Here is a 24,762-nt window from a genome sequence, read left to right on the forward strand (position 1 = left end):
TCGGAGAAGACTTCGAGGGGCGTTTTGAATCCGAGTATCTTGCGCGGACGATTGTAGAGCCGCTGCTCGATCTATCGCAGGTGCGCGTCGGCGATGGTGCTGAAATCGGTCTGTCGTGGCAAGTACTGGCGCGTCAACCCGTTGGCATTTTCGTTGCTGCCACGCTGCCAGGCACAGTACGGGTCTGCAAAATAGAAATCGCTCTGCAGGCAGGCTGCAATGAGCCGATGATCAGCAAACTCCTTGCCATTGTCGGCGGTGAGGGTGTGCACTGTCTGGCGTAGACCACCCAGCCGCTGGACGATGGCGTTGCGTACGTTCTCGGCGGTGCCGTCAGGCGAGTAAGCCAGCAGATGCAGGCGACTGCGGCGTTCGGTCATGCTGACCACCACAGCCTTTCCGTGTGAGGCCCTGATGGTATCCAGCTCCCAGTCGCCGATGCGGCTGCGTTGCTCCACCACGCTTGGGCGCTGTGTCCAGCTGCGCCGATGTGTCAGCTGCCCGCGGCCATCGCGCACGCCCCGCCGACGGCGCTTGCGGCGGCGCTTGCGTAGATGCGTGAACAACTGACCACCGCGCTTCTGGTCGGCGTAGATGTGCCGATAGATCCATTCGTGACTGGCCAAGCCGGTGCGACCGGCAATCTGTTCCGGGCTGAAGTCCTCGCCCAGCAAGATCTCGATCTGTGCGATGCGCTCAGCGTCGATGCGTGGACGCCGGCTGGCCCGTGTGCGCCGATGCATCGCTGAGGCGCTGCGCGTGATCTGGCAGATCTGCCGAGCGTGCTGATTGCGGCGCAGTTCGCGGCTGATCGTGCTGGGCGCACGCTCCAACACACTGGCGATGGCCCGCATCGACATGCCGGTTTCATATAACGCATGTAGACGGTATCGTTCTGACAGGTCCAGGCGGCTTGATGACATGGGCAACTCCATTTCGCGGTGAAGTCGTTCAGGTCAGGTCGCCTGGACCACTTCACAACTGTTGGTGTTGCGAATCAGAGTTGAAGCCGCCGGGGGAACTTATTTGCCAATCAGATGCGGGTTTTCCTGCGCCGACCTTTCATGGTCGGACGCAATGTGCATCGCCATGTCCGAACACCTGCGCTTTTACAAGGACATCGTCTTTATCTTCGGCCTCTGGGGGTGGGGCGCTAGATCAGGTAGCAGCCTGCAATCAGATCAGGCGCGATGGAAAGGCGAGGGCGCCGGGCTTGTCAGGGTAATTCAGGGCCTGAAATCGATATTCGAAGCCAGGGGACAGAACCGCCCTCGCGTATAGAGCCATGCGCTCACCTGGCCGTTGGCGGAGATCACATAGCCACGCCAGCCGGTTGTGCCGGAGGCGCCTGCCACGGCCTGAGCAACGTCGGGGCGTACCTCACCGAGTACGCCATAGCCCACAGTGGCGTCATCCTGTCCGGTGAGCACGATAAGCTTTGCCTTCCGGTCTGCTTCGGCCAATGCCCAACCGTTGAGCAACCAGGCGCCATCGATGTGCTTGGCATCATCCAGCGAGCCTTTGCATGCGGTGGCGTCCACCCGATCGCGCGAGAATTCAAGCGTTCCGATGTTTCTAACCCAATCCTTGCCGTAGACGGTCAATCCTTCCTTGTCGGCATAATTCATCAGTGATACGACGATATCCTGCCCGTTGCGCGGATACATCCAGTCGATATAGCTGCCATCCCGGATCCCCATCTTGACGCCCAACACTGCAACATCACGGTAGAACGGCTGCGGCGGCATGGTCATCATGACGCGCTGGCTCCATAAACCAGCGGGCAGTACCAGCACGCCAAGTACCACGACGACAGTCCAGAAGCGTGTCTTGCTGGCAATATCGGCAAACAGCAGAAACGCACTCAGCCAGGCGATCAACGCAGGGGTGGTATAGCGGCTAGTGACCGCGGTATCGAGGCCCAGGTTGTATCGGCCACTGCCTGCTAACAGAGCGGCTGCCGCGGCAAACGCGAAGGCGGCTCCGATGTATAAGCGATAGCTGTTGAGCTCGCCACGCCGCACCAGCAAGACACTCATAGTCGTCACTGCCATCAGCAGCAACGTGCCGACGATCAGTGGCGCATGCAGGCCAGCGCCGAGAAATGCCGCTGGGGAACCCAGAAAATTCAGCGCGTAATGGATGACGTCGATCGGATGGTGCAGTATGCCGTCCACCGGAGATGCATGATAAGGGGGGCTCCGGTAACCATGAAAATACAGCGCCCACGCAACGCCCATGGCCGCAATCGCAACGAGGCGGTGCTTCCATGTCAACCGCAGCATGAAGGACATGACTACCAGAACGGGAAACGCGATCAAGCCATTGCTCATGCTGAGCATTGAGGTAAATGCCAGCACCAGACCAAGCACCTGAGGTGTCAAGGGTCCTTCCCGAGTGGATCGGCTGTATGCAAGGAATGAGGCGATGGCAAAAAGGTAGACGGCGATGAACTGACTCTGGAAACCCCATGTCAGGTTATCGTCCTGCATCCATAGAAAACGTCCGGTAAGCACTACGCCGACGACGACGGTAAGTGAGTGGCGCTGCGTGGCAAAGCGAATATATGCAACGATGAAAACGGCAGCGATGGCCAGGTGCAAAATCACATTTGCCGGAATCAGCAGATAGCCCTGCCCTTTGAAAAAGTGCAGGTCCAGCCAGAACAGGGCGCGGGTCAACACGATCCGATGTTCATTGTGCTGTGCCCACCATGCGCTCGTGTCTCCATTGCCGAGCTTCTGCCAGAACCCAATCATTCCGTCCCACTCGTCCATATAGATCGTGGACGAAAAGTGCTGAGCGACGCCGAAAATCGTGCTGAGCAGAATGACCAGGCCACCAAGCAGCCACCACGCAGAAAGCAGGCCCCGCCAGTGGCCCAGGCTCCGCTCGGACAGCGGTGGCAGCGGTTTCGAGTCAGTAAATCGATTGTCGGAACTGTTTTGGTTCACCGGAAGTTTTCCCTGCTCAAAGTGACGATCGATGTGACATGCCGCGCTCCGGTAACTTTAACGCCCGCCTTCGACCACAGGATACGAAGCGACCGCCATGCATTGCGTGATGCCTGCTCAGCCACCGCGTGGAATGCCGGCCTGCGAGCTTTGTCAGGAATGCCCGCCGGTGTGCGAACGCGGTTCAGGTTCTGAACGAAAATCGCTTATGCCCGAGGTAACTGGTGATCACCGGCACGACGACGCCGATGCTGTGGGCGATAGTCTCATTGTGGAAATCCACACCGATGGCAGGCAGCAGCCATCGTGCAAGCAGGAGACTGATGACGATCGTCTGCACCACAGCCACCAGATTGATCAAGATGAACCACATGACCTGATGGTGGAGACGATTGCGAGCTTCGCTGAAAACGAACAGCTTGTTGAGCATGAATGCCGACATCATACCCAACAGGTAGGCAATGATGATCGAAGGCACATAGTCCATCCAGTGGCTAAGAGCGATGCGCGAGCCGAAGTTGACCGCCGCAGCAAGACCGCCCGCAAACAGGAACATGATGAACTGACGAGACGGAACGGTAGCCTTCACTTGCCGGCAGCACCTTGGGCCGCCAGGCGGGCCAACGTCTGGCCTACCGCGATGCTTTCGTTGATCGAGCGGTCTTCCGGATAGTAGTAGGCTGTGTCCGCCATGAAGAATCCCGCCAGAGGAGACTGCATCGACGGCAGCATGTCTTGGAAGCCTGGCGGACAGATGGTCTGCGCGTACTCATACCGGTGGCAATGTGTTGCACGGATCCATTCCGCCTTGAATGCTGGATTGATCATCGGCAAGTAGCTGATCACCTCGTCGATGAGCTGCTGGTTGGCCCATCTCCACTTGGGATGGGTCTTTGGCATGTAGTAAGGCGCATACACGATGTGCTCCCCCGGACCCCTGCCGGGGTTGAGGTTGCTGTATTCGATCAGGCCAGGGATGTCGATACGCTCATCGCTGATGTTCATCCAAAAGTTTTCGCTGACCGGGTGCGACAACTTCAGGATCACGCAAGCTACCGGGATGTTGTCGATGACGGCGATCTTGTCGGCATAGTCCTTGGGCAGGCAAGGGACCAGCTTGGGGACGTACTGGATGGGTGCGGTAGAAATCACATTGGTATAAGCCTTGTGCGTTTCCGGCGTGAGGATGCCTGTTACCTTGCCGTCCTTGGACGTGACTTCCTCAATCGGTTGGCTCAGTAGGATGTTGCCGCCAAGGCGACGGACCTCTGTCGCCATCCGGTCGAGCAGCACCGCTGACCCCCCCTCCAAGTAACCCATGCTTTCATTCAAAAGATTGCGCCGCGACAGCGCCACACGCTTGATGCGCGTGCCGATCCAGGATGCTGACAAGTCATTTTGATACTCGAAGAACTTCAGTGCGAAGGCCTTCTCCCACATTACCTTGTAGGCCTTGGGGCCGATCCAGCGGGTGATCCAGTCGCGCGCGTTCTCCTTGTCCAAGGCTGACCAGTCCTTGATTCCCTTGGTATGCATCACGTGCAGCGCATAACGCACTTTGTCCACCAGCCCCAAATGCGGGAAGCCGAGCAACGCAAAGGGTGTGCCCCATTTGTGCAGTCTGCCTTGGTAAAAATACCCCATCTTGGTGTCCGTCCAGTGCAGGCGGTCCGACAGCTGCATCTCATCGAGCAGCGAAAACAGCGGGTAGTCGGTCTTGCAGATGAAGTGGTAATAACGCTCGATACGCAGGCCATCGAAATCGAAGTCGGCCGACATGCCGCCTATACGGTCGTCGCGTTCATACACATCGACCTGGTGACCCTTCTTAAGCAGCTCCAGTGCTGCCATGAGGCCCATGGGGCCGCTTCCGATGATGGCGAATGTGCTCATTGATGTGGTTCCGTCTATATTCTGTCTGGTCAGCGCTGCAACACGATGTGGCTATAGCGCGGGTCGGTGTAGCTTTCACGAATGGCGTCTTCGAACGATGTCTGACGCACACCGAACACCGCTTCGGTGTCGATCCCCTTGAAGTCGTCTCCAGCGCTCAGTGCCTTGAGCTGGTCTGCTGTGAAAGGAGGCTTGCTGGTGAACAGTGAGTAGGTGCGTAGAAGGAATGCAAAGAAGCCGATTGGGACGTGCACGATGATGGTACGGAGATTCTTGACCCGCTTGATGGTGCGGATGATATCGACGTAGTCCACCCGGGTCTCGCCGACGATGTCGTAGGTGCCTTCCGGTTCGGTTTCGATGCACTTGGCGATGCAGCGACAGAAGTCACGCTCGTACAACGGCTGGCGCATGAAGCGGCCATCGCCGGGAATCGGGAACACGGCCGTGCGCTCCATAAAGCGAGACAGCCAGCCTAGATGCTTAGGATCGAACCAGCCGAACATCAGCGTCGGGCGCAGCACGCAATGATGCTGGCCACTGGTCACCACCATCTCTTCCTGGGCGCGCTTTGTGTTGGTGTAGTCATCGTTGGCAACCGAGTTCACCACCGATGAGCTGATGTGCACCATATAAGGCACTGCGGCCGCCTTGCAGGCGGCCAATACGTGTGCCGTGGCCGTCTGGTTGTTGCGAACGAACTGATCGGTGCTCTTGCCTGTGATCTGTGCGTGTAGCTGGACTACCAGCCGCGCGTCCCGGAAGGCTTCGGCCCACTCGCCTGGCTCGGCAAGATCTGCATGGATAGTCTTAACGTCTGGATGTAGGCTTTGCATAATGCCCAAGTTATGCGCATGCTTGTCGATGGCGACCAGCTGGGTATAACCCTGTTGCTTCAGCTCGACGATTAGGTTCTGCCCTACTAGGCCTGCGGCGCCTGTCAGGATGATTTTGTCATTCTTCTGTGCCATGGATGGACTCGGAAACGGATGGGATGAGATTCGCTCTGGCAATGTCATGGGTGGCGCTTCGGTATAGCTAAACGGGCCATGCTGGCGTCATGATGCGATCGAGTTGCCGACTGAGCAATCATTGCCGGCCGTAGTATTCATTGGTGGCAGCATGCATTGGCAATTTTTGCTTGTAGAGCATGCAGCTTTACAACGGGCGCCTGACATGGCATTCGACTCGTCGTTGATAGGTTTTTTGCAACAGTATCAATAGGTGTCCCGGATAGTCCTTGGGAAAGGATCATGTTGGCAGATCGATCGGCTATCACTGCGCTCCCTCGTAGAGATAAACGATGCGAATAGCAAGCCGCCGCAGAAAAATATGGTTCCCAATAGATAAAGCGCTTGCAGGTCAGGTAGGAAATGTCTGTCCAATATATAGATGAAAAGCGCGGCCGCGACGTTGGCGGCGCAGATCGGATAAAAAAGATAAGCGCTGCTGCGCCAGGCAGCAGCTAAGACTACAAGTTGCAGTAGCAACGTGCCTGCGTAAGCGCCTGTATGGATTGTCGTCGTCCCGCCTTCAAATAGCGCTGTGACCCAAATGAATATGGTAAGGGTGATTGTCGCTGCCATTTGCAGCATGTCTTTGAATGCGAGATCGGCATGTCTGCTGCGTCGGGAGCGCAAGTAAATAAGCGATAAGCAGGGCAGTAGCAATAATGGCGTAGAAAACCACATTGAATGGAATGTATAGAAGAAGTCATCATCGATGAAGCGCGACGCCATTGCTGGGTCTTGCTGCGCGATGGTCCGCATTAAGTCGTAGGGACTTGATAGCGCCCCCTTGAGGATCGCGGAAAAATTCTCCATTCGGCCAGAAATCCATGTGGCAGGGGTCAGTTGAGAGTAGGCGCTGGCAATGGCATGCATCGCGGTTTCATCACTGACAGGGATTTTGCCGGCAAAATGCCATTTGAGCAGGCGGTCTCCTGGTGGGTCAACGAGCCGTTGATATGCAATCCACGGAAGATAGAGGACGATTGCAATTGAGCCGGCCCGCACCAACATGGCCACGCTCTGACGGCGGTAAAAAGCCAGGTGCACGAGGGAGGCGCCTACCAGGAAAAACAATGCGCCGCCATGGGCAAGCAGTGCCATCGCTGCTGCGATGCCTGCTTGGCCCCATCGCCTGGGCATACGTTCGCCCGGGAAAAGCGCTAGATAGTAGATCAGGGAAAAGGCTGCCGCAAAAAGCTTGGGCCAGACGAAAAGCGTATTGATGAGCATCGACGCGGAAAGGCAGAGCACAAGCAACGCAATTGCCTGAGCCCTGGTGTTCACTAGACGAGCGAGCAGCGAAGCCAAGGGTAGCAACACCAATGCCTGTGCCCAAGTCGATATGCCTTGGTAAACCAGTGCACGCGTTTCGGGCAATACCTTGTACAGCATGAGATACAGCCCTACCTGGAGGGGAGGGCGGTCACTACTGAGCCAATCGCCTACCATCGGTACGTCGATTTTGCCGCGTGCCAGCATGTCGCCAAAGAACAACGGGAGCCAGGCATCTGTCGACAGGTGAGACCACCGGATGGCAGGGTCGCCATTGGGCTGCCCGTCCCAGTGGAACGGGAACAGACCGACCCAGAGCGTCAGAACTGCGAACATAAGCACAGGCAACAGTGCCTTTTGCATGCCGGCAAGCTCAGTTAGCAGCGTATGGCGTCGCCAACCGAGCAGCAGCGCAGCAGGGAAAGGCAAGATCAGAAACAATGACGCCATCACACCACCCAACTGGGGCGATGCGACGTAGCCAATGAAGATCAGCAGCCAGGCGCAGCTGCCGGCAAGCAAGCCTTGGAGCAGCCGATCGCGAGGGTGACCAACTCCAGCTCCAGAAAAGCACAAGCACACTGCGATCAGCCACGTGTTGCCCAACAGCACGGCCGCCAACATGGGCAGCAAACCGTTTGCAAAGGCCTTGGCAGGGCTAACTTTTGAAGCGCCAATTCCCGCCCAGCCAAAATGGTCGACGGATCGATCTTCAATACGGATCCGAAATCCGGCCTGCGAAACACGGGGCGGGATCTCTAGCATTACGCGTTGCCAGCGCTCTCGTGGCTGGGAAGGAAACAGCGGGAACGTTGCCTTGCCTGCATTGGCAACCGCACTGATGGTCACGCCCGGGGTATTTGGGTAGCCGGTCAGCATGACTTCGACGTTTCGCGTGCCTGGCGGATAGGTCTGGGATTCAATCGTGCCGGTCCAGCCGTCACCGCCCTCGCAATATGTAATGCGGCCATCAACCGTTGGGTCAGGCGGCAGGAAAGGAGAGCTTGTTGGAGCACACCCGCCGTTGGTGTCCAAAACCGGGTCTTTATAGGCACTGCATCCGTTCACGAACAACAGACAAGCGAGCAGCAGGCCCTTCAGGACGTAGAGGGGTAGGTTCCCGATAGTGCGGGGGGAGACAACGCCGTGATCAATAAGGCCAGTAGCATTGGTGCTGAAGACCGCAATAGCGTGTTTGTCGCTCATGTCAGAGCTTGATCCTGCGGAAAACGAATTCTGGTATGTTTTTGATCACCAGCATGATGGCCCACCAAAAAGCCGGCAGATAGGCCACAGCGCGACGCTTGTCCACTGCACCGATGATCCCCCTGGCGATCTGGTCCGGCTTTGCCCACAGTGCGCCCTTTTTGAACGCTGCGGTCATGGGTGTGTCGACGAAGCCCGGCTTGATCGTGAGCACGTTGATGCCTTCCGCGTGCAAACGCTGGCCGAGTCCGCTCAGGTACGCAGTCACAGCCGCTTTGGCGCTGCCGTAGAGATAGTTGCTGGCACGGCCGCGGTCGCCTGCCACCGAAGAAATGACTGCAAGCGTGGCGCCCGAGGCCAGCCGTGGCACGATCGCTGCGCACAACGCGATGGTAGAAGTACCGTTGGTTGCGAATTCACGAAGCGACAGTTCGACCGATGCGTTGCACGCAGCCTGATCCGGCAGCGTGCCATGTGCAATCAATACGATATCGACGCCGCCCAATGCAGCCCAGGCAGCATCCAGGATGTCGCCATGACGTGCATTGTCGTTGACATCCAGTACGCCGATGCTGCTCTTGGCGCCACGCGTCGTAAGGTCCGCGGCAATTGTTTCCAGGCGGCCTGCCTGTCGGCCGAGCAGATGGATGGCGGCCCCGCGTGCGGCGTAGCGGCGGGCGGTTGCTTCGGCGATGGCCGAGGTGGCACCGATGATAAGAACGCGTTGCATGTCTACTCCGTGACCCGGCGCCAGAAGCCGGAAGAAAAGCGTGGATCGAGATAGCTGCTGAATTCGCGCCAGCGACCGTAGGCGCGCTGGAACGAATGCGCGGCCATACGTGCATCCTTGGCAGGGTACAGAGCGCCGCCTGCTTCGTCGACGATGCGGTCGAGTCGCTCAAGCAGGCGGAACACGTCAGGGCCGCTATTGGGAAAATCCAGTGCCAGCGTCGTACCAGGCCTGGGAAACGACAGCATGCCAAGAGACGATGTATTACCGAACTCTTTCAGCACCGCCAAAAACGAGCCGCTCCCGCTGCGCGCAATCTCTGCAAGTAACGCGTCGACGCCATCGCGCGAGGCGGTCGGTGGCAACACGCATTGATACTGTAAAAACCCGGCGGGTCCATACATGCGGTTCCAGTTGCGGATGCCATCCAACGGATAGAAGAACGGCAACAGATGACTGACGAAGCGTTTGCGCGGTGCGGGCTGACGCCAGTAATAAAGCGCATTGAAAGGTCGCAGGGATAATTTGTTCACCAACGACATCGGTGGCGTAATCGGCATGGGCAGACTGGCGCCTGGCGATTTCGGTCGCTCCTGGGCAAGCCCGGTGCAGTGATCGGCACGGGTGAAGTGCCCGCGTCCGCGTGCCTTGCCGCTTGCCAGACAATCGATCCAGGCCACGCTGTACTCGTGGCTGTCGGCCGATGCCGCCGACAACTCAAAGAACTCGTCGAGCGAGCCGAAGCGGATGTTCTCTGCTTCCAGCGTGGGACTGCCGACACGGCGTAACTGAATTTCCGCCCAGGTGATCAGGCCGGTCAATCCCAGCCCTCCCACCGTGGCTGCGAACCAGCGGTCGGCGTCATCAGGGGTGCATAGCCGCCGCTGGCCGTCGCTGCGCAGCAGCTCGAATGCGCGCACATGGTGGCCAAAATTGCCGGTGCGATGGTGGTTCTTGCCATGCACGTCGTTGGCGATCGCGCCGGCGACCGTGACGTAACGAGTGCCGGGCGTCACGGGCAGAAACCAGCCTTGCGGCAACACCAGCTCGATGATTTCGGCAAGGGTGACCCCCGTCTCACAGCGCAGGACGCCAGTGCCTGGATCAAAGGCGATGAATCGATCAAGCCCGCGTGCGCACAGCAGCGCCCCATCCGGATTCAGGCAGCTGTCGCCATAACTGCGCCCATTGCCGCGGGGCAGCGCAAGGTCATCGAATGTTGGCAACGGCGCAGCGCGATCATTGACCGGTATCAGTATCTGATGTGCTTTGGGATAGCGTCCCCACGATTGCCCCGCTGCCATCAGATGGCGCTCAGGGCGAACAACCCGCAAAGCACCACAACGATCTGACTCACTGGGTCTGTGGCGGCAAACACGATCGGGTCGTCATGCATTTCTCCGCGATGCGCAACGATCCATACCCGGCTCACCCAGTACAACAGCACCGGGCAGACCAGCCACAGCACCTTGGGATGCCGGTACAACTCCACGCTCTCGGGGCTGTTGATATACAGGGCCATCACCATCACCGCGATGTAGCCAGCTGCCGCGCCCATCGACTGCAGCAGCGAAAGGTCTTCTACCGAATAAGCGCGCCCACTGGCCTTGGTCTTGCCGCTGCTCAACACGGCATGCAGTTCGGTGTAACGCTTGAGCAGTGCCAGCGACAGGAACATGAACATCGAAAATGCCAGCAGCCAGAACGATAGTTCGACGCCGATCGCCATGGCGCCGCCGATGATGCGCACGGTATACAGCGCTGCAAGAAGCACCACATCGATCATGACAATACGCTTCAAGCGTAACGAATACGCCAAGGTCATGACGTAATAAGCCAGCAGGACCAGCGTGAACTCAACGCTGCAGGCCAACGAAAGCAGAAGTCCGGCGACGGTCAGCGCGGGAGCGACCAATAGACCTTGCAACAAGGGAAGTCGACCAGCGGCGAAAGGCCGCTCGCGCTTGCGCGGATGCTGGCGGTCCGGCGTCAGGTCGAGTAAATCATTAAGGACATACACGCCAGAAGCGCACAGCCCGAATGCGATCAATGCGATCGTGGATTGCACGACCCATTCCAGATCGAGGAAGCGGTGCGCTGTGAGCAGCGGGACGAACACCAGCAGATTCTTCAGCCACTGATGCAACCGCAGGGCCTTGAGCCACGCGCGGGCACGTGACGGTGCAGGCCAGTGCGCGTGAACGGTCGTGCGTTGTGCAGCTCCCCTGGCAAGTAAGGTTCCGTTGTTGACGACCCAGGCGCCGCCCGCCTTTTCCCACACATGCAGATCCACGCTGCCGTTGCCGGCGTAATCGAAGTTGCCCTGTCCAAAGATTTCGACTAGCACATCTGCCTTGTTACGGCCTGAGAGATTGCGTTTGCCGTCACTGGCTATGACCTGTTCGAACAGGCCCAGATGGTCGGCAATGGGCTGCACCAGCAACGCATCGGATGCGGTGCACAGTACCCGCGGGCGTTGTGTTGTGGTACGCAGCAGCTCCAGTACCTGGTGGTTGTATGGCAGGGTTTCGGCAGGCAAGGACACGCGCGAAGCCAGCTCGCGCTTCAGCGCAGCCTTGCCGCGCAACAACCACAGCGGTAGCAAAAATACGTACAGCGGGTTGCGTGCCAGCAAGGCAAGCACCGACTCGTAGAGGATGTCCGAATTCAGAAGCGTGCCATCCAGATCCACGCACAAGGCGCGTCCCGAAACAACTGGACCAGTGGAACTGTTGGTAGGGGCGGGCATCGACGACCTAGCGATCCATGGCAAGGCGGCAATTATACCTAGTCGATCAACCTGCTCTCTTGCGAGAGGCAAATTCCGCAATCGGCATTGCCAATGCACCGACCAGAATCGCGTACCAGAGCGTGACCAAGCGCGCCGCGACAGCCACCGCAATTGCGTCTGCAGTGGAGATCCCGAGCCGGTTGAGCATCAAGACGATAGCCAGTTCGGTGGTGCCGACGCCGCCGGGAACGAAAGACAGAGCGCCGATCAGCATCGCCAGCGGATAGATGCCGAACGCGACAACAGGATCCAGAGGTAAGCCCATCCCGACGCACAATCCCACGAAGACAGCCGATGTCAGTCCCCAGGCAATCGATCCGGCGAGCATGCTTTGCCCGAATGCCTGCAGGTCCAGGCAGCTACGCAGTTCCAGCACTGCGGCAAGGCCCAAGCGCATCAGGCGTTGCAGCCAACGGCCCGGCAGGCGTTCAGTCAAACGCTTCAACTGGCCAAGCAACTGAGGCCACGCCGCTGCGCCGAACAACACACAGACAAATCCTAAAACCACCGCAACCAGTGTGCCCAGCGTTGGAAACACTGCTGCGGCCAATAACGAAAGAGCGAGGATGACCAGCAAGTCGGAAGCACGCTCGAACACGAACACGCCCAACGTGCGCTCAGCAGGTACACCCATGCGCGCGAAATAGCGAATCCGCATCAGTTCGCCTGCCTTGCCAGGCGTGGCGGTCAGCGCGAAGCCCGCCAGATAGCCGGCCAAGCCAGGCAACACCGGTACCCGATGCCCCTTGCGGCGCAGCAGCCACTGCCAGCGCCAGTAGCGAAACAGATAGGTGATGGAGACAGGCACGATTGCGAGCGACATCAACTGCCAGACCTCGCTCAGGCGCGAAAATGTGCCGTTTCCGTGATCCACCCACACCAGTGTGGCGACGTACCCGGCACATAACACGAGGACGAAAACGGCCAGATAATCCAGACGGTGCCGCAGCGTTGCGGCACCGTTGATGTTGGGGGGCGAGAATAACGCCATTGCAGCCGATGGGCCTTAGCCCAGCGCTGCCTCCAGCTCCGGCAGCAGAGAGAACAGATCACCCACCAACCCGATATCGGCAATCTCGAAGATCGGCGACTCCGGGTCCTTGTTGATCGCCACGATCGTGCCGGCGTCCTTGATGCCGGTCAGATGTTGGATTGCGCCGCTGATGCCGATGGCCATATACAACTCGGGCGCGATGATCTTGCCGGTCTGGCCGACCTGCAGCTCATTGGGCACATAGCCCGCGTCCACCGCCGCGCGCGATGCACCGACGGCGGCACCGAGTTTGTCGGCCAGGCTGTAGATATGCTGGAAATTCTCGGCCGAGCCGACGCCGCGGCCGCCGGAGACCACGCGCTTGGCGCTCTGCAGGTCCGGGCGGTCGGAGCTGCCTGCGGCCAGGCCGATGAAGCGGGTGTGGGTCGGTAGCGTGGCATCGACTGTGACGGGCTCTACCGTTGCGTTCCCGCCAGTCGCCGCTTCCGGCCACGAGGCGCTGCGCACAGTCGCCACCACGATCTGGTCGGCCGGCGCCTGTACGGTGATAATCGCGTTGCCGGCGTAGATCGGGCGCTTGAAGGTATGCGCATCCTCGACCGACATCAGGTCGGAGATCTGGTTGACGCCAAGCAATGCTGCCACGACCGGCATCAGATCCTTGCCGAAGGTCGTAGAGGGGCCGAAGACATGGGTGTAACCCTGACCGGCGAGCTGGGCGATCTGCGGGCCAAGCACCTGTGCGATGGCGTGTTCGTTGGCAGCATTGGCCACCGTCAGCACGCGTGCAACGCCCGCCAACTGCGCGGCCTGGGCGGCAACCGCGGCCGGATCTGCCGCCAGCACGACGACGTCGATGGATTCGGCCGACACCGCCAGTGCGGCGCTGAGGGTCTTGGCGGTGGCTGCATTGAGCTGGCCGTTGAAATGTTCGGCAACAACGAGAACCTTGACCATTACAACAACCCCTTCTGCTTGAGTGCGGCCACCAGTTCGGCGGCGTCCTTGACCATCACGCCGCGGCTGCGCTTGGACGGCGCGGCGTAGTGCGTGGTGCTGAGGCTGTCATGCGCAGCAACGCCAAGGTCGGCAAATGCCAACGTCTCCAGTGGCTTGCTCTTGGCCTTCATAATATCCGGCAGCTTGATGAAGCGCGGTTCGTTCAGGCGCAGATCGGTGGTGATCACCGCCGGCAGATCCACTTCCAATGTTTCCAGGCCGGCGTCGACTTCACGGGTCACCGTGGCTTTGCCACCGGCGACGACCAGCTTGCCGGCAAAGGTCGCCTGGGGGCGGCCCCACAGCGTGGCGAGCATCTGGCCGGTCTGGTTGGCATCATCGTCGATTGCCTGCTTGCCCAGGATAACGAGGTCCGGTTGTTCTTTCTCGACCAGCTTGAGCAACGTGCGCGCTGCGGTCAGCGGCTGGATGGCCGCGTCGGTGACCACATGGATGGCGCGATTGGCGCCCATGGCCAGGCCGTTACGCAGATGGGCGGCAGCATCGGCCGGTGCCAGTGTGGCGACGACGACTTCGGTGGCGATACCGGCGTCGCGCAGGCGCAGGGCCTCTTCCAGTGCGATTTCGTCGAACGGATTGGGCGACAGCTTGACGCCGTCGGTGACCACACCGGAGCCGTCCGGCTTGACCTGAATGCGGACGTTGTAGTCCACCACGCGCTTGTAGGCGACGAGGATTTTCATCGTGTACGAGATCCTTCAGCTATTGCGGGAAGGCCCGGCCGCGGCGGCGGGCCCGGGAGTGCCGTCATTCTAACCGGGCAAGGCGCACCATGCGATGGCGTATGGATGCGACGGCGCAGCACTTCGATGCGTCGTTGGATCAATGCCTAGGCCCGATATTGCTCTGACCGTATATCCTGTGCGGTCTGAAAACGCAGCGCGGTTCGCGCGCGACCAATGAGGGTAGACAGTGGCGACTTGGTTAGTAACCGGCGGTGCCGGCTTCATCGGCGGCAATTTTGTTCTTGAGGCGGTCTCTCGCGGTATCCGCGTGATCAATCTGGACGCGCTCACCTATGCCGGCAATCTGAACACGTTGGCACCGTTGGAGGGAAACCCCGGCCATGTCTTCGTCAAGGGCGATATCGGCGACGGTGCGCTCGTCACCCGCCTGCTGCAGGAGCATCGGCCGGACGCGGTGCTGAACTTCGCTGCAGAAAGCCATGTGGACCGCTCGATCGAAGGCCCTGGCGCGTTCATTCAGACCAACGTGGTCGGCACCTTGGCCTTGCTTGAGGCCGTGCGCGATTACTGGAAAGCACTGCCGGACGTGCGTCGTGATGCGTTCCGTTTCCTGCATGTGTCCACCGACGAGGTCTACGGCACGCTGGGAGAGACCGGCAAGTTCACCGAAACCACGCCGTACGCGCCGAATTCGCCGTATTCGGCATCCAAGGCGGCATCGGATCATCTTGTACGTGCGTTCCACCACACCTACGGGCTGCCGGTGCTGACTACCAACTGCTCGAACAACTACGGTCCGTACCACTTCCCTGAAAAACTCATCCCGCTGGTGATTGCCAAGGCGTTGGCAGGCGAGCCGCTGCCGGTATACGGCGACGGCAAGCAAGTGCGCGACTGGCTGTTCGTCAGCGATCACTGCGAAGCGATCCGCACCGTGCTCGCGAAAGGCCGGATCGGCGAGACCTATAACGTGGGCGGCAACTCCGAGCGCCAGAATATCGAGGTCGTCCAGGCGATCTGCGCGCTGTTGGATCAGCATCGCCCGCGTGAAGACGGCAAGCCGCGCGAGAGCCAGATCACCTACGTCACCGACCGACCTGGACATGATCGCCGTTATGCGATCGATGCTTCCAAGTTGAAGAACGAATTGGGCTGGGAGCCGGCGTACACCTTCGAGCAGGGTATCGCGCAGACGGTGCAGTGGTATCTGACCAACCAGGCGTGGGTGCAGGGCGTGCTGGATGGCAGCTATCGGCTGGAACGCATCGGCGCCGCGGCATAAGCGAGCCCCTCGCAAGCGTTCGTGCACTCGTGTGCGGGCTTTAACAGGAATACCTCATGACACAACGTAAAGGCATCATTTTGGCGGGCGGGTCTGGCACACGCCTGTATCCGATCACCAAGGGCGTCAGCAAGCAGCTGCTGCCGGTATACGACAAGCCGATGATTTATTACCCGCTGAGCGTGCTGATGCTTGCGGGCATTCGCGACATTTTGATCATCAACACGCCGCACGAGCAGGCGCTGTTCCAGTCGTTACTGGGCGACGGTGCGCAGTGGGGGGTCAATATCCAGTACGCCGTGCAACCGAGCCCGGACGGGTTGGCGCAGGCCTATCTGATCGGCCGCGATTTCGTCGACGGCAAGCCGAGCTGTCTGGTGTTGGGCGACAACATTTTCCATGGACACGGTTTGACCGATACCTTGCGTCGCGCCGATGCCCGCGAGCAAGGCGCAACGGTGTTCGGCTACTGGGTCAACGATCCTGAGCGCTATGGCGTTGCCGAATTCGATCAGCAAGGCAAGGTCATCGACATTGCCGAAAAGCCGGCGCAGCCGCGTTCCAATTATGCGGTCACCGGTCTGTATTTCTACGACGGAAAGGCCAGCGACTACGCCGCTGCCTTGAAACCGTCGCTACGCGGCGAGCTGGAAATCACCGATCTCAATCGTTGTTATCTCGATGCTGGCGACCTGCACCTTGAGCCCTTGGGGCGCGGATATGCGTGGCTGGATACCGGCACGCATCAGTCGTTGCACGAAGCGTCCAATTTCATCGAAACCATCCAGATGCGCCAGGGTCTGCAGGTGTGCTGCCCGGAGGAAATCGCATTCGGTCAGAGTTGGATCGATGCGGAGCAGCTGGAGCGTCTGGCGGCGCCGTTGTTGAAGAATGACTATGGCAGGTATCTGCACGAATTGGCCGTACGAGGAGTAGTGCCTTGAAAGTGATCGAAACGCGTCTACCCGGTTGCGTCGTCATCGAGCCGGCGGTGTTCGGCGATGCGCGCGGCTATTTCTTCGAAACATGGAATGCCGAACGCTTCGGCCAGCACGGCTTGCCGACGCAATTCGTGCAAAGCAACGTGTCCACCTCCGCCAAGGGCGTGCTGCGTGGTCTGCACTACCAATGGCCGCGTCCGCAGGGCAAGTTGGTCAGCGTGCTGGAGGGCGAGGTCTATGACGTCGCCGTCGATGTGCGCCACGGCTCGCCCAACTTCGGTCAATGGGCGGCGGTGGTGCTTAGCGCGGAGAACAAGAAGCAGTTCTGGATTCCGGAAGGCTTCGCGCACGGTTTTGCGGTCTTGTCCGAACGTGCAGTGTTCAGTTATCTGTGCACCGACGTCTATGTCAAGGAAGCCGATGCCGGCGTGCGCTGGGACGACGCTGCGATTGGGATCGATTGGCCGATCAGCGATCCGTTGCTGTCTGCCAAGGATGCCGACGCGCCGTTCCTGGGCGACGTATCGGTCGATCGCTTGCCGGTGTTTACCCCTTGACCACATTGGTCTTTGGGGCGAACGGGCAGGTCGGCACCGAGCTGCTGCGCGCACTGGCAGCCGATGGTGCAGTACAAGCCACCACGCGCAGCGGTCGGTTGCCTGACGGCAGTGCCTGCAAGGTAGCGGACTTCGACGCACCGCAGACGCTGACGTCCTTGCTGGACCGGATCGGCCCGAGCCGTGTCGTCAATGCCGCCGCCTATACAGCAGTGGATCGCGCCGAGCAGGATCGGGATGGCGCATTGCGTGCCAATGCGACTTCGCCCGGCGTCATCGCGGCATGGTGTGCATCCAACAACGTACCGTTGGTGCACTACTCGACCGACTACGTCTTCGATGGTCAGGGCAACGCGCCGTATCCGGAGGATGCACGAACCTCGCCGCTGGGCGTGTATGGCGAGACCAAGCTTGCTGGCGAGGATGCGATCCGCGCTTCCGGCGGGCAGCATCTGATCCTGCGCACGGCATGGGTGTATGCCTCGCATGGCGCGAATTTCCTGCGCACCATGTTGCGTGTCGGTGCCGAGCGCGAGGAACTGCGTGTGGTGGCCGACCAGGTCGGAACACCGACACCCGCCGCCCTGATCGCCGATGTCACCGCGCAGTTGCTGCGCCAACGCACATCCGACACTTCGGGTACCTGGCACCTCACGGCTGCAGGGCAGACCAGCTGGTATGGCTTTGCCGAGGCGATCTTCCAAGAAGCTGTCAGCGCAGGCTTGCTGTCGCGCGCACCGCGCGTGGTGCCGATCACTACCGCCGACTACCCGACGCCCGCAAAGCGGCCCGCGTATTCGCGGCTGTCGATCGACAAACTGCAGCGCGATTTCGATATCGTGTTGCCGGACTGGCAGGTCGGCCTGCAACGCGTGATTGCCGAAATCGCCGCTGCCAGGTAGTAAATCGGCGACTCTGGGCGGTGGCGATATTTCCGCCGACCAATGCAAGCCGCAAAAACAAACAGCCGGAAATCCCCGGCTGTTTGCTTATGTGTTGCAGAGTCTTGCAAGCGACCTATCAGGTGCGCCCGTAGGTGTCTTCGAAACGCACGATGTCGTCTTCGCCGAGATAGCTGCCGGACTGCACTTCGATCAGCTCCAGCGGCAATTTGCCCGGGTTTTTCAGGCGATGGGTGACGCCCAGCGGGATATAGGTACTCTGGTTCTCGGTCAGCAGCAGCACTTCTTCGCCACGGGTGACCTCGGCGGTGCCGCTCACCACGATCCAGTGCTCGGCGCGGTGGTGATGCATCTGCAGGCTGAGCGTGGCGCCCGGCTTGACGGTGATGCGCTTGACCTGGAAGCGCTGGCCCATGTCGATCGAATCGTAGGCGCCCCACGGGCGATAGACCTTGCGGTGCCAGGTCGCCTCGGAACGGCCGGCCGATTTGATCTGGCTGACCACTTCTTTGACTTCCTGGATACGGTCACGATGTCCGACCAATACCGCGTCGTCGGTTTCTACCACTACCACATTCTCCAGACCAACCATGGCGATCAGGCGCGAGCCGTACGCGTAGGTGTTCTGGCAATCCAGCTGGATGACATCGCCGTGGTGGGCGTTGCCCTGGGCATCCTGCTTGGACACATCCAGCAGCGACGACCATGAACCGACATCGTTCCAGCCGGCATCCAGCGGCACCACCACCGCATCGGCGGTCTTTTCCATCACCGCATAGTCGATCGAATCCGACGGGCTGGAGGCGAACGCATCCTTGTCCAAGCGGATGAAGTCGGCGTCGCGCTTGCCGCCTTCCCACGCCTTCTGGCACGCATCGGCAATGGAGGGCTGGAACTTGCGCAGTTCTTCCAGATAGCGCGAGGCGCGGAACAGGAACATGCCGCTGTTCCAGTAATACTCGCCGCTGGCCAGATAGCCTTGTGCGGTAGCCAGGTCGGGCTTTTCGACGAAGCGCTCGACGGCGCTGACGCCTGTACCCGCGCTTGCTTTGATATAGCCGTAGCCGGTTTCAGGCGCGGTGGGCTTGATGCCGAAGGTGACCAGCTTGCCCTGTTCTGCCGCAGTCGCCGCCAAGGCGACCGCTGCCTGGAACGCAGCTTCATCCTGAATCACGTGATCGGACGGCAGCACCAGCAACAGCGGGTCACTGCCGTTGCGAGTAGCTTCCAGTGCAGCAACGGCGATGGCCGGTGCGGTATTACGACCCTTGTGCTCCAGCAAAATGGCCGACGGCTTCACGCCCAACTGCTGCAGCTGCTCGGCGGCCATGAAGCGGTGTTCTTCGTTGGCCACCACGATGGGTGCATGCGCCGCCACCGGGGCGGAACGCAGCCAGGTGGCCTGCAGCATGCTGTGCTCGCCGACCAGCGGCAGGAACTGCTTCGGATACGATTCGCGCGACAACGGCCACAGGCGCGTGCCGGAACCGCCGGACAGGATAATGGGGAGGATGTCGCTCATGGGCGGGGGAAACTCCAAAGTGCGTCTAAAGATGGGAGAGGGGGTGAATCAGCCGCGCAGCAGATTGGAAATTTCCTGCGTACGCGTTTCCAGCAGTGCGGCGTCGCCGCGCGTTTCCACGTTCAGACGCAGCAGCGGCTCGGTGTTGGAGCTGCGCAGGTTGAAGCGCCATTGGCCGAAGTCGGCACTGATGCCGTCGGTGTAGTCCAGTTCCGGCGACTGATCGCCGTAGTGATCCATCACGCGGGCAACCGCCGCCTTGGCATCGTCCACCTTGAAGTTGATCTCGCCGCTGCAGGGGAATTTCTGCATGCGCGCTTCGACCAGATCCGCCAGCGAACGACCCGACTGCGATACCAGCTCGGCGATCAACAACCACGGAATCATGCCGGAGTCGGCGTAGGCGAACTCGCGGAAATAATGGTGCGCGCTCATCTCGCCGCCATACACGGCGTTTTCGCTGCGCATCTTTTCCTTGATGAAGGCATGGCCACTCTTGCACAGCACCGGGATGCCGCCGGCGTCCTCGACCATCTCGACGGTGTTCCAGGTCAGGCGCGGGTCGTGCACGACCTTGCCACCCGGCTGCTTGGCCAGGATCGCCTGGGCCAGCAGGCCGACCAGGTAATAGCCTTCGATGAAACGGCCGGTGTGGTCGAAAAAGAAGCAACGGTCGAAGTCGCCGTCCCAGGCGATACCGAAGTCGGCGCCGTGTTGCTTGACCGCCTTGGCGGTGGCATCGCGGTTTTCCGGCAGCAAGGGGTTGGGAATGCCGTTGGGGAAGTTGCCATCGGGCTCGTGGAAGACCCGCACGAATTCGAACGGTAGATGCGGCGCGAGCAGATCGACAATCAAGCCGGCGCCACCGTTGCCGGCGTTGACCACCAACTTGAGCGGCTTGAGCGTGCTGCGGTCCACGTAGCTGAGCAGATGCTCCAGGTAGGCGGTCTTGTCGGTGCGGCTCTGCTCGTTGGCGGTGGGCTCGCCTGGCGCCGCCGTATCGGCCGAAACCGTGTCGCGGATCGCAAACAGGCCGGTGTCGGAACTGATCGGTCGCGCCTGCTCGCGGACCAGCTTCATGCCGTTGTAGTCCATCGGGTTATGGCTGGCAGTGACCATCACGCCGCCAGCTGCCTTGAGGTAATCGGTCTGGAAATAGACCTCCTCGGTGCCGCACAGGCCGATGTCGATCACCTCGCGGCCGCTGGCGCGCAGACCGGCCGAGAGTGCTTCCTGCAGCCCGGGGCTGGCCAGGCGCACGTCATGGCCCAAGACCACGGGTCCTTGATCTAGCTGTGCCGCCAATGCCACGCCGATGCGGCGCGCCAAGTCCTCGTTGAGTTCATCCGGCACGCGGCCGCGAATATCGTAGGCCTTGAAGGCGGGTAGCGTCATGGGCAATTCCTACAGTGGGGGACGGATGAGTTTAGCGGCTGCGCCGCGTCTTGGGTGTTGCAGAATTGCGACCGAGGACAGGGAACAGTCAGCGGCTAGAATGAGCGCTTCACACCAGCGGGCGAGGGCAGTGATGCGCAATCATGCATGTGGTGCGGCAAGCGATAAGCGCTATACCGATGCCAAAGCGGCGCTGGATGGAGTGCTGGCCGATGGTCAAACTCTGGCGGTCGGCGGCTTTGGATTGTGTGGAATCCCGGAGGCATTGATTGCAGCCGTACGCGCCAGTGGAATCAGCGGGCTGACGGTGATCTCCAACAACGCCGGCATCGATGGCTTTGGGCTCGGTCAATTATTGGCCACCCGGCAAATCCGCAAGATGATTTCGTCCTACGTGGGCGAAAACAAGGAATTCGAGCGGCAATATCTGGCCGGCGAACTCGAACTGGAGTTCAACCCACAAGGCACATTGGCCGAACGCCTGCGCGCTGGCGGTGCCGGGATTCCAGCGTTCTACACAGCGACCGGCTACGGCACCATCGTTGCCGACGGTAAGCAAACCCGCCAATTCGACGGCAAGCATTACGTGCTGGAAACCGCGCTGCATGCCGACCTTGCACTGGTCAAAGCTTGGCGTGGCGATACGGCCGGCAACCTGGTGTTCCGCAAGACCGCGCGCAACTTCAATCCGGCCTGCGCCATGGCCGGTCGCGTCTGCATTGCCGAAGTGGAGGAGATTGTGGAATTGGGTACGATCGATCCCGACCAAGTGCATCTGCCCGGCATCTACGTCGACCGCATGGTGCTCAATGCCACGCCGGAAAAACGCATCGAACAGCGCACCGTGCGCGAAGGACAGCAGTGATGGTCTGGACCAGAGATCAGATGGCCAAACGTGCGGCACGCGAACTGACCGATGGCGCTTATGTCAACTTGGGCATCGGCCTGCCGACGCTGGTGGCCAATCATATTCCCGATGGCGTGGACGTGTGGTTGCAATCGGAAAATGGCCTGCTTGGCATTGGCCCATTTCCCACGGAAGACGCAGTCGATGCTGACCTGATCAATGCCGGCAAGCAGACAGTCACTGCGCGCGCCGGTGCGAGTTATTTCGGTAGCCACGATTCGTTCGCGATGATCCGCGGCGGTCATATCGACCTGGCGATCCTCGGCGCGATGCAGGTCACCGAGCGCGGCGACCTGGCCAACTGGATGGTGCCCGGCAAGATGGTCAAGGGCATGGGCGGGGCAATGGATCTAGTTGCCGGCGTCAAGCGCGTGGTGGTGTTGATGGAGCACGTCGCCAAAGACGGCAGCCATAAGATCCTGCGCGAATGCGACCTGCCGCTGACGGGCGTCGGCGTGGTCGATCGCATCATTACCGACCTTGCGGTGTTCGACGTCACCGATCGCGGGCTGGTGTTGGTGGAGTCGGCCGATGGAGTAGACCTGGAGGAGTTGCGCGCCAAAACCGGTGTCGCATTCGTTGTGCAAACACTAGACTAGTTGCGTTGCAATCCGCAAGGCGCCGTCACGGCGCCTTGCGTGCATACCGATAAGGCTCGGCTGATGGTGTTTTGGTAATGCCCAGTGTTTGTTCGATCGTGGTGACGCGATGCCCGGAACTGGTCACTGCAAGACCGACGAAGCGCTCGATTGCATGCGCAAGGGTGCCGTCGATCTGTCCTTGTTCGCTTTCAAACTCGCTCGGATGAAGATGCGCATCCAGCAATGGGCGTAGCGCCTCCAGCCGTGTCCAGAACATGCTGCCGGAAGCAAACAAGCTATTTGCGTCCGGTGCATCCGTGCCTGTGCGAATAGCAAGATAATCCAGTGCGTCAGCGTTGCCGCCGATAAATTCGGTTACCGGTAATAGATGGCCGTCAGGTGCCACGAGACCGACAAGCGGATCGGTAGAGAAAGCGTTCACGATCGCATCGACCCGCTGCGGTTCAAGCAATGCTGCGAGCATCTCGTTCCGCCATGCATTTCCGTCATCGCGATGGGTCGATTTCTTGGTATGCAGCTTCAAAACCAGCTGCACGCCCTCATCGAGTAGCCGGTTGGCCACTTGTAGGAAAGGCAGGATGTCGCGGCCACGATTTTCAAAGCCTTCCACCTCGGCCTGGATGCCGCGCTGCTGTATGCATTTATTGACTTCGATGACCTGCGTGAGGTCGGTCGTGATGATGATGCGCAGTGGAGTTGCGCACTCAACAATTGCATCGAGCATCTCGTTCAGTACATCAAGATACCAGGCGTGCAAGACCACGCATGCGCTTGGCGAATGTGCTTTGGTTGCAACCTCTGGTGTACGCGTCAGCGCCTGACGTGTTGCCTCCAGCCACGCATGTCCCAAGCGCGCATCTGGTTCGAGTACCGCACCTTCGGCCCACTCGTTCCATGCATTGATGAACACCATGCGGTTAGCCTGCGGCGTACTGGCGAGGCGATGTCGCAGGGTGCGCGATAGCCAGTCCCGATAGCGACGGGGGGATGCATGCAGGTAGATGCGCCCTTTTCCCGAGCGTCGTGGTTCGTTGTCCCAGCCCGGATTTACGCCTGGATATAGCGTGTAATCGCGTAGCGGTCGCTGTTCCATGTCGCGCGCAAGTTCTCGCCAATCGAGTACATCGCCATTGAACTCCGGGTTCACCAATCGCTGCCTGGCAGTGACCGACGCTGGCGTACTCATATTGGGAGGGAATTCGACTGCGGCATCGAATCCGATGTCGCGCGGATCGGGGCGCTCAAAACCCTGCACGTAGGCCAGGTGAATTTCGCCGACCCCGTTATCGCGACACCACTTGCGCCAACGCGCTGCGGTCTGTGCGGGATCGGGCAATAAATGTGGCCGATACACCAACAGCAATGGGCGGCCATCCACGCGCAGATACGTCGGATTACGTAGATATGTCGCGACATGGGCAATAAAGGCGAGGTCGTCGTCGGCGCTGTGCGACTGGTCGATCAGAATGTCATCGCCACGGCCATCCCAGCGGCGTGCCCACTTCTCGTTTGCCCAGCAAAGGCAGAAAGGCAACGTGATCGAGGCATCTTCGTGCCATTGGGTAATCGGCGTTTCCAGCAAGGTTTTGCCGGCAAACCAGTAGAAATAAAAGCAAAACGCGCCAAGGCCATACTCCTTTGCCAAACGTGCCTGTTCGCGCATGACCTGCGGAGTGCGAAGGTCATAAAAGCCCAGATCCGCCGGAAGGCGCGGTTGTTGGTGGCCTTCAAATTGTGCGAGCGCGCGGCTGACGTTGCGCCATTCGGTAAAGCCTTTGCCCCACCACGCATCGTTCTCCGGGATGGGATGAAATTGCGGCAAATAGAACGCAACCAGGGTTGCCGGAAGCGTCTCGGGCAATGCGGCACTGCGATAAGGTACGTGGCCGATCGCCGCTTCGTCACTGCGTGTTGCAGGGCGTCGCGAGATGCCATGGGCTGCACGGCCGCGTACAGGCTCAGGTACCCAGTCGGCATGTCGGTCCAGGAACCAGCTACGCCACCGGTCACGTGTTGCATCATTTAAAGGAATTGCACGAAACCCCGCGCGTAACAGTCCAAACAGTTGCGCGCGCACACGTGACTGCATCGAGCGTCC

21 protein-coding genes are annotated in these 24,762 nt (G+C 60.1%); 6 read left to right on the plus strand and 15 right to left on the minus strand.

What is annotated here, in order from left to right; genetic code table 11:
* Positions 1-71: 71 nt before the first annotated feature.
* From J5I97_RS02930 to J5I97_RS02985, 12 genes are all read right to left on the minus strand, one after another.
* Positions 72-860, minus strand: coding sequence for an IS30 family transposase (locus tag J5I97_RS02930; RefSeq protein ID WP_430541815.1), 789 nt, complete (start codon positions 858-860; stop codon positions 72-74).
* 366 nt (positions 861-1,226) lie between these two features.
* Positions 1,227-2,954, minus strand: a complete 1,728-nt coding sequence (locus J5I97_RS02935; RefSeq protein ID WP_208588954.1) for a hypothetical protein — start codon at positions 2,952-2,954, stop codon at positions 1,227-1,229.
* Between the two features lie 184 nt (positions 2,955-3,138).
* Positions 3,139-3,543 carry a GtrA family protein gene (locus tag J5I97_RS02940; protein ID WP_208588955.1) on the minus strand — a complete coding sequence of 135 codons (405 nt, stop codon included), beginning with the start codon at positions 3,541-3,543 and terminating at the stop codon, positions 3,139-3,141.
* The gene (locus tag J5I97_RS02945) at positions 3,540-4,847 is read right to left on the minus strand and encodes an NAD(P)/FAD-dependent oxidoreductase (protein ID WP_208588957.1); all 1,308 of its coding nucleotides are present in this window, start codon (positions 4,845-4,847) and stop codon (positions 3,540-3,542) included. The genes J5I97_RS02940 and J5I97_RS02945 overlap by 4 nt, the downstream gene beginning before the upstream one ends.
* 29 nt (positions 4,848-4,876) lie before the next feature.
* The gene (locus J5I97_RS02950) at positions 4,877-5,818 is read right to left on the minus strand and encodes an NAD-dependent epimerase/dehydratase family protein (RefSeq protein ID WP_208588959.1); all 942 of its coding nucleotides are present in this window, start codon (positions 5,816-5,818) and stop codon (positions 4,877-4,879) included.
* A gap of 246 nt (positions 5,819-6,064) precedes the next feature.
* A complete protein-coding gene (locus J5I97_RS02955) occupies positions 6,065-8,230 on the minus strand; it encodes a hypothetical protein (RefSeq protein WP_238135717.1) in 2,166 nt (721 codons plus the stop codon).
* Positions 8,231-8,336: 106 nt separating this feature from the next.
* Positions 8,337-9,065: an SDR family oxidoreductase gene (locus tag J5I97_RS02960; protein ID WP_208588962.1), complete on the minus strand. Its 729-nt coding sequence runs from the start codon at positions 9,063-9,065 to the stop codon at positions 8,337-8,339.
* Positions 9,066-9,067: 2 nt separating this feature from the next.
* Positions 9,068-10,369, minus strand: a complete 1,302-nt coding sequence (locus tag J5I97_RS02965; RefSeq protein ID WP_208588963.1) for an FAD-binding oxidoreductase — start codon at positions 10,367-10,369, stop codon at positions 9,068-9,070.
* A complete protein-coding gene (locus J5I97_RS02970; protein ID WP_208591529.1) occupies positions 10,369-11,757 on the minus strand; it encodes a UbiA family prenyltransferase in 1,389 nt (462 codons plus the stop codon). The genes J5I97_RS02965 and J5I97_RS02970 overlap by 1 nt, the downstream gene beginning before the upstream one ends.
* Before the next feature lie 103 nt (positions 11,758-11,860).
* Entirely contained in the window at positions 11,861-12,847 is a 987-nt protein-coding gene (locus J5I97_RS02975; RefSeq protein ID WP_208588964.1) for a lysylphosphatidylglycerol synthase transmembrane domain-containing protein, read from the minus strand.
* Positions 12,848-12,862: 15 nt separating this feature from the next.
* Complete coding sequence (locus tag J5I97_RS02980) at positions 12,863-13,807, minus strand: electron transfer flavoprotein subunit alpha/FixB family protein (RefSeq protein WP_208588965.1); 945 nt, start codon at positions 13,805-13,807, stop codon at positions 12,863-12,865.
* A complete protein-coding gene (locus J5I97_RS02985; protein ID WP_208588966.1) occupies positions 13,807-14,553 on the minus strand; it encodes an electron transfer flavoprotein subunit beta/FixA family protein in 747 nt (248 codons plus the stop codon). Before J5I97_RS02985 ends, J5I97_RS02980 begins: the two co-directional genes overlap by 1 nt.
* 229 nt (positions 14,554-14,782) lie before the next feature.
* Here J5I97_RS02985 and rfbB point away from each other — a divergent pair, with 229 nt between their 5' ends.
* The 4 genes from rfbB to rfbD are packed head-to-tail and all read left to right on the plus strand — an operon-like array spanning position 14,783 to position 18,238.
* Complete coding sequence (gene rfbB / locus J5I97_RS02990) at positions 14,783-15,838, plus strand: dTDP-glucose 4,6-dehydratase (RefSeq protein ID WP_208588967.1); 1,056 nt, start codon at positions 14,783-14,785, stop codon at positions 15,836-15,838.
* A 56-nt stretch (positions 15,839-15,894) separates the two neighbouring features.
* Positions 15,895-16,782, plus strand: coding sequence for a glucose-1-phosphate thymidylyltransferase RfbA (rfbA, locus tag J5I97_RS02995; RefSeq protein ID WP_208588968.1), 888 nt, complete (start codon positions 15,895-15,897; stop codon positions 16,780-16,782).
* Positions 16,779-17,336 carry a dTDP-4-dehydrorhamnose 3,5-epimerase gene (gene rfbC / locus J5I97_RS03000; RefSeq protein ID WP_208588970.1) on the plus strand — a complete coding sequence of 186 codons (558 nt, stop codon included), beginning with the start codon at positions 16,779-16,781 and terminating at the stop codon, positions 17,334-17,336. Before rfbA ends, rfbC begins: the two co-directional genes overlap by 4 nt.
* Complete coding sequence (rfbD, locus tag J5I97_RS03005; protein WP_208588972.1) at positions 17,333-18,238, plus strand: dTDP-4-dehydrorhamnose reductase; 906 nt, start codon at positions 17,333-17,335, stop codon at positions 18,236-18,238. The genes rfbC and rfbD overlap by 4 nt, the downstream gene beginning before the upstream one ends.
* Before the next feature lie 118 nt (positions 18,239-18,356).
* Here the strand turns inward: rfbD and J5I97_RS03010 are convergent, their stop codons facing one another.
* On the minus strand, positions 18,357-19,760 hold the full coding sequence (locus J5I97_RS03010; RefSeq protein ID WP_208588973.1) for a mannose-1-phosphate guanylyltransferase/mannose-6-phosphate isomerase: 1,404 nt from the start codon (positions 19,758-19,760) through the stop codon (positions 18,357-18,359).
* Positions 19,761-19,808: 48 nt separating this feature from the next.
* Complete coding sequence (locus J5I97_RS03015; RefSeq protein WP_208588974.1) at positions 19,809-21,155, minus strand: phosphomannomutase; 1,347 nt, start codon at positions 21,153-21,155, stop codon at positions 19,809-19,811.
* A gap of 133 nt (positions 21,156-21,288) precedes the next feature.
* Here J5I97_RS03015 and J5I97_RS03020 point away from each other — a divergent pair, with 133 nt between their 5' ends.
* On the plus strand, positions 21,289-22,020 hold the full coding sequence (locus tag J5I97_RS03020) for a CoA transferase subunit A (protein ID WP_208588975.1): 732 nt from the start codon (positions 21,289-21,291) through the stop codon (positions 22,018-22,020).
* Positions 22,020-22,661, plus strand: a complete 642-nt coding sequence (locus tag J5I97_RS03025) for a CoA transferase subunit B (RefSeq protein ID WP_208588976.1) — start codon at positions 22,020-22,022, stop codon at positions 22,659-22,661. The genes J5I97_RS03020 and J5I97_RS03025 overlap by 1 nt, the downstream gene beginning before the upstream one ends.
* 25 nt (positions 22,662-22,686) lie before the next feature.
* Here J5I97_RS03025 and J5I97_RS03030 read toward each other — a convergent pair whose 3' ends face one another.
* Positions 22,687-24,753, minus strand: a complete 2,067-nt coding sequence (locus J5I97_RS03030) for a glycoside hydrolase family 99-like domain-containing protein (protein ID WP_208591531.1) — start codon at positions 24,751-24,753, stop codon at positions 22,687-22,689.
* Positions 24,754-24,762 lie beyond the last annotated feature (9 nt).

It is taken from the genome of Xanthomonas fragariae (genome assembly GCF_017603965.1).
GTDB classification, from domain to species: Bacteria; Pseudomonadota; Gammaproteobacteria; order Xanthomonadales; family Xanthomonadaceae; genus Xanthomonas; species Xanthomonas fragariae_A.

Bases quoted from the DNA above. Each gene is read 5' to 3' on its own strand.
- J5I97_RS02930 (WP_430541815.1), bottom strand. From the start codon at position 860: ATGTCGATGCGGGCCATCGCCAGTGTGTTGGAGCGTGCGCCCAGCACG.
- J5I97_RS02945 (WP_208588957.1), bottom strand. From the start codon at position 4,847: ATGAGCACATTCGCCATCATCGGAAGCGGCCCCATGGGCCTCATGGCA.
- J5I97_RS02950 (WP_208588959.1), bottom strand. From the start codon at position 5,818: ATGGCACAGAAGAATGACAAAATCATCCTGACAGGCGCCGCAGGCCTA.
- J5I97_RS02960 (WP_208588962.1), bottom strand. From the start codon at position 9,065: ATGCAACGCGTTCTTATCATCGGTGCCACCTCGGCCATCGCCGAAGCA.
- J5I97_RS02965 (WP_208588963.1), bottom strand. From the start codon at position 10,369: ATGGCAGCGGGGCAATCGTGGGGACGCTATCCCAAAGCACATCAGATA.
- J5I97_RS02975 (WP_208588964.1), bottom strand. From the start codon at position 12,847: ATGGCGTTATTCTCGCCCCCCAACATCAACGGTGCCGCAACGCTGCGG.
- J5I97_RS02980 (WP_208588965.1), bottom strand. From the start codon at position 13,807: ATGGTCAAGGTTCTCGTTGTTGCCGAACATTTCAACGGCCAGCTCAAT.
- J5I97_RS02985 (WP_208588966.1), bottom strand. From the start codon at position 14,553: ATGAAAATCCTCGTCGCCTACAAGCGCGTGGTGGACTACAACGTCCGC.
- rfbA (WP_208588968.1), top strand. From the start codon at position 15,895: ATGACACAACGTAAAGGCATCATTTTGGCGGGCGGGTCTGGCACACGC.
- J5I97_RS03010 (WP_208588973.1), bottom strand. From the start codon at position 19,760: ATGAGCGACATCCTCCCCATTATCCTGTCCGGCGGTTCCGGCACGCGC.
- J5I97_RS03015 (WP_208588974.1), bottom strand. From the start codon at position 21,155: ATGACGCTACCCGCCTTCAAGGCCTACGATATTCGCGGCCGCGTGCCG.
- J5I97_RS03020 (WP_208588975.1), top strand. From the start codon at position 21,289: ATGCGCAATCATGCATGTGGTGCGGCAAGCGATAAGCGCTATACCGAT.
- J5I97_RS03025 (WP_208588976.1), top strand. From the start codon at position 22,020: ATGGTCTGGACCAGAGATCAGATGGCCAAACGTGCGGCACGCGAACTG.
- J5I97_RS03030 (WP_208591531.1), bottom strand. From the start codon at position 24,753: ATGCAGTCACGTGTGCGCGCGCAACTGTTTGGACTGTTACGCGCGGGG.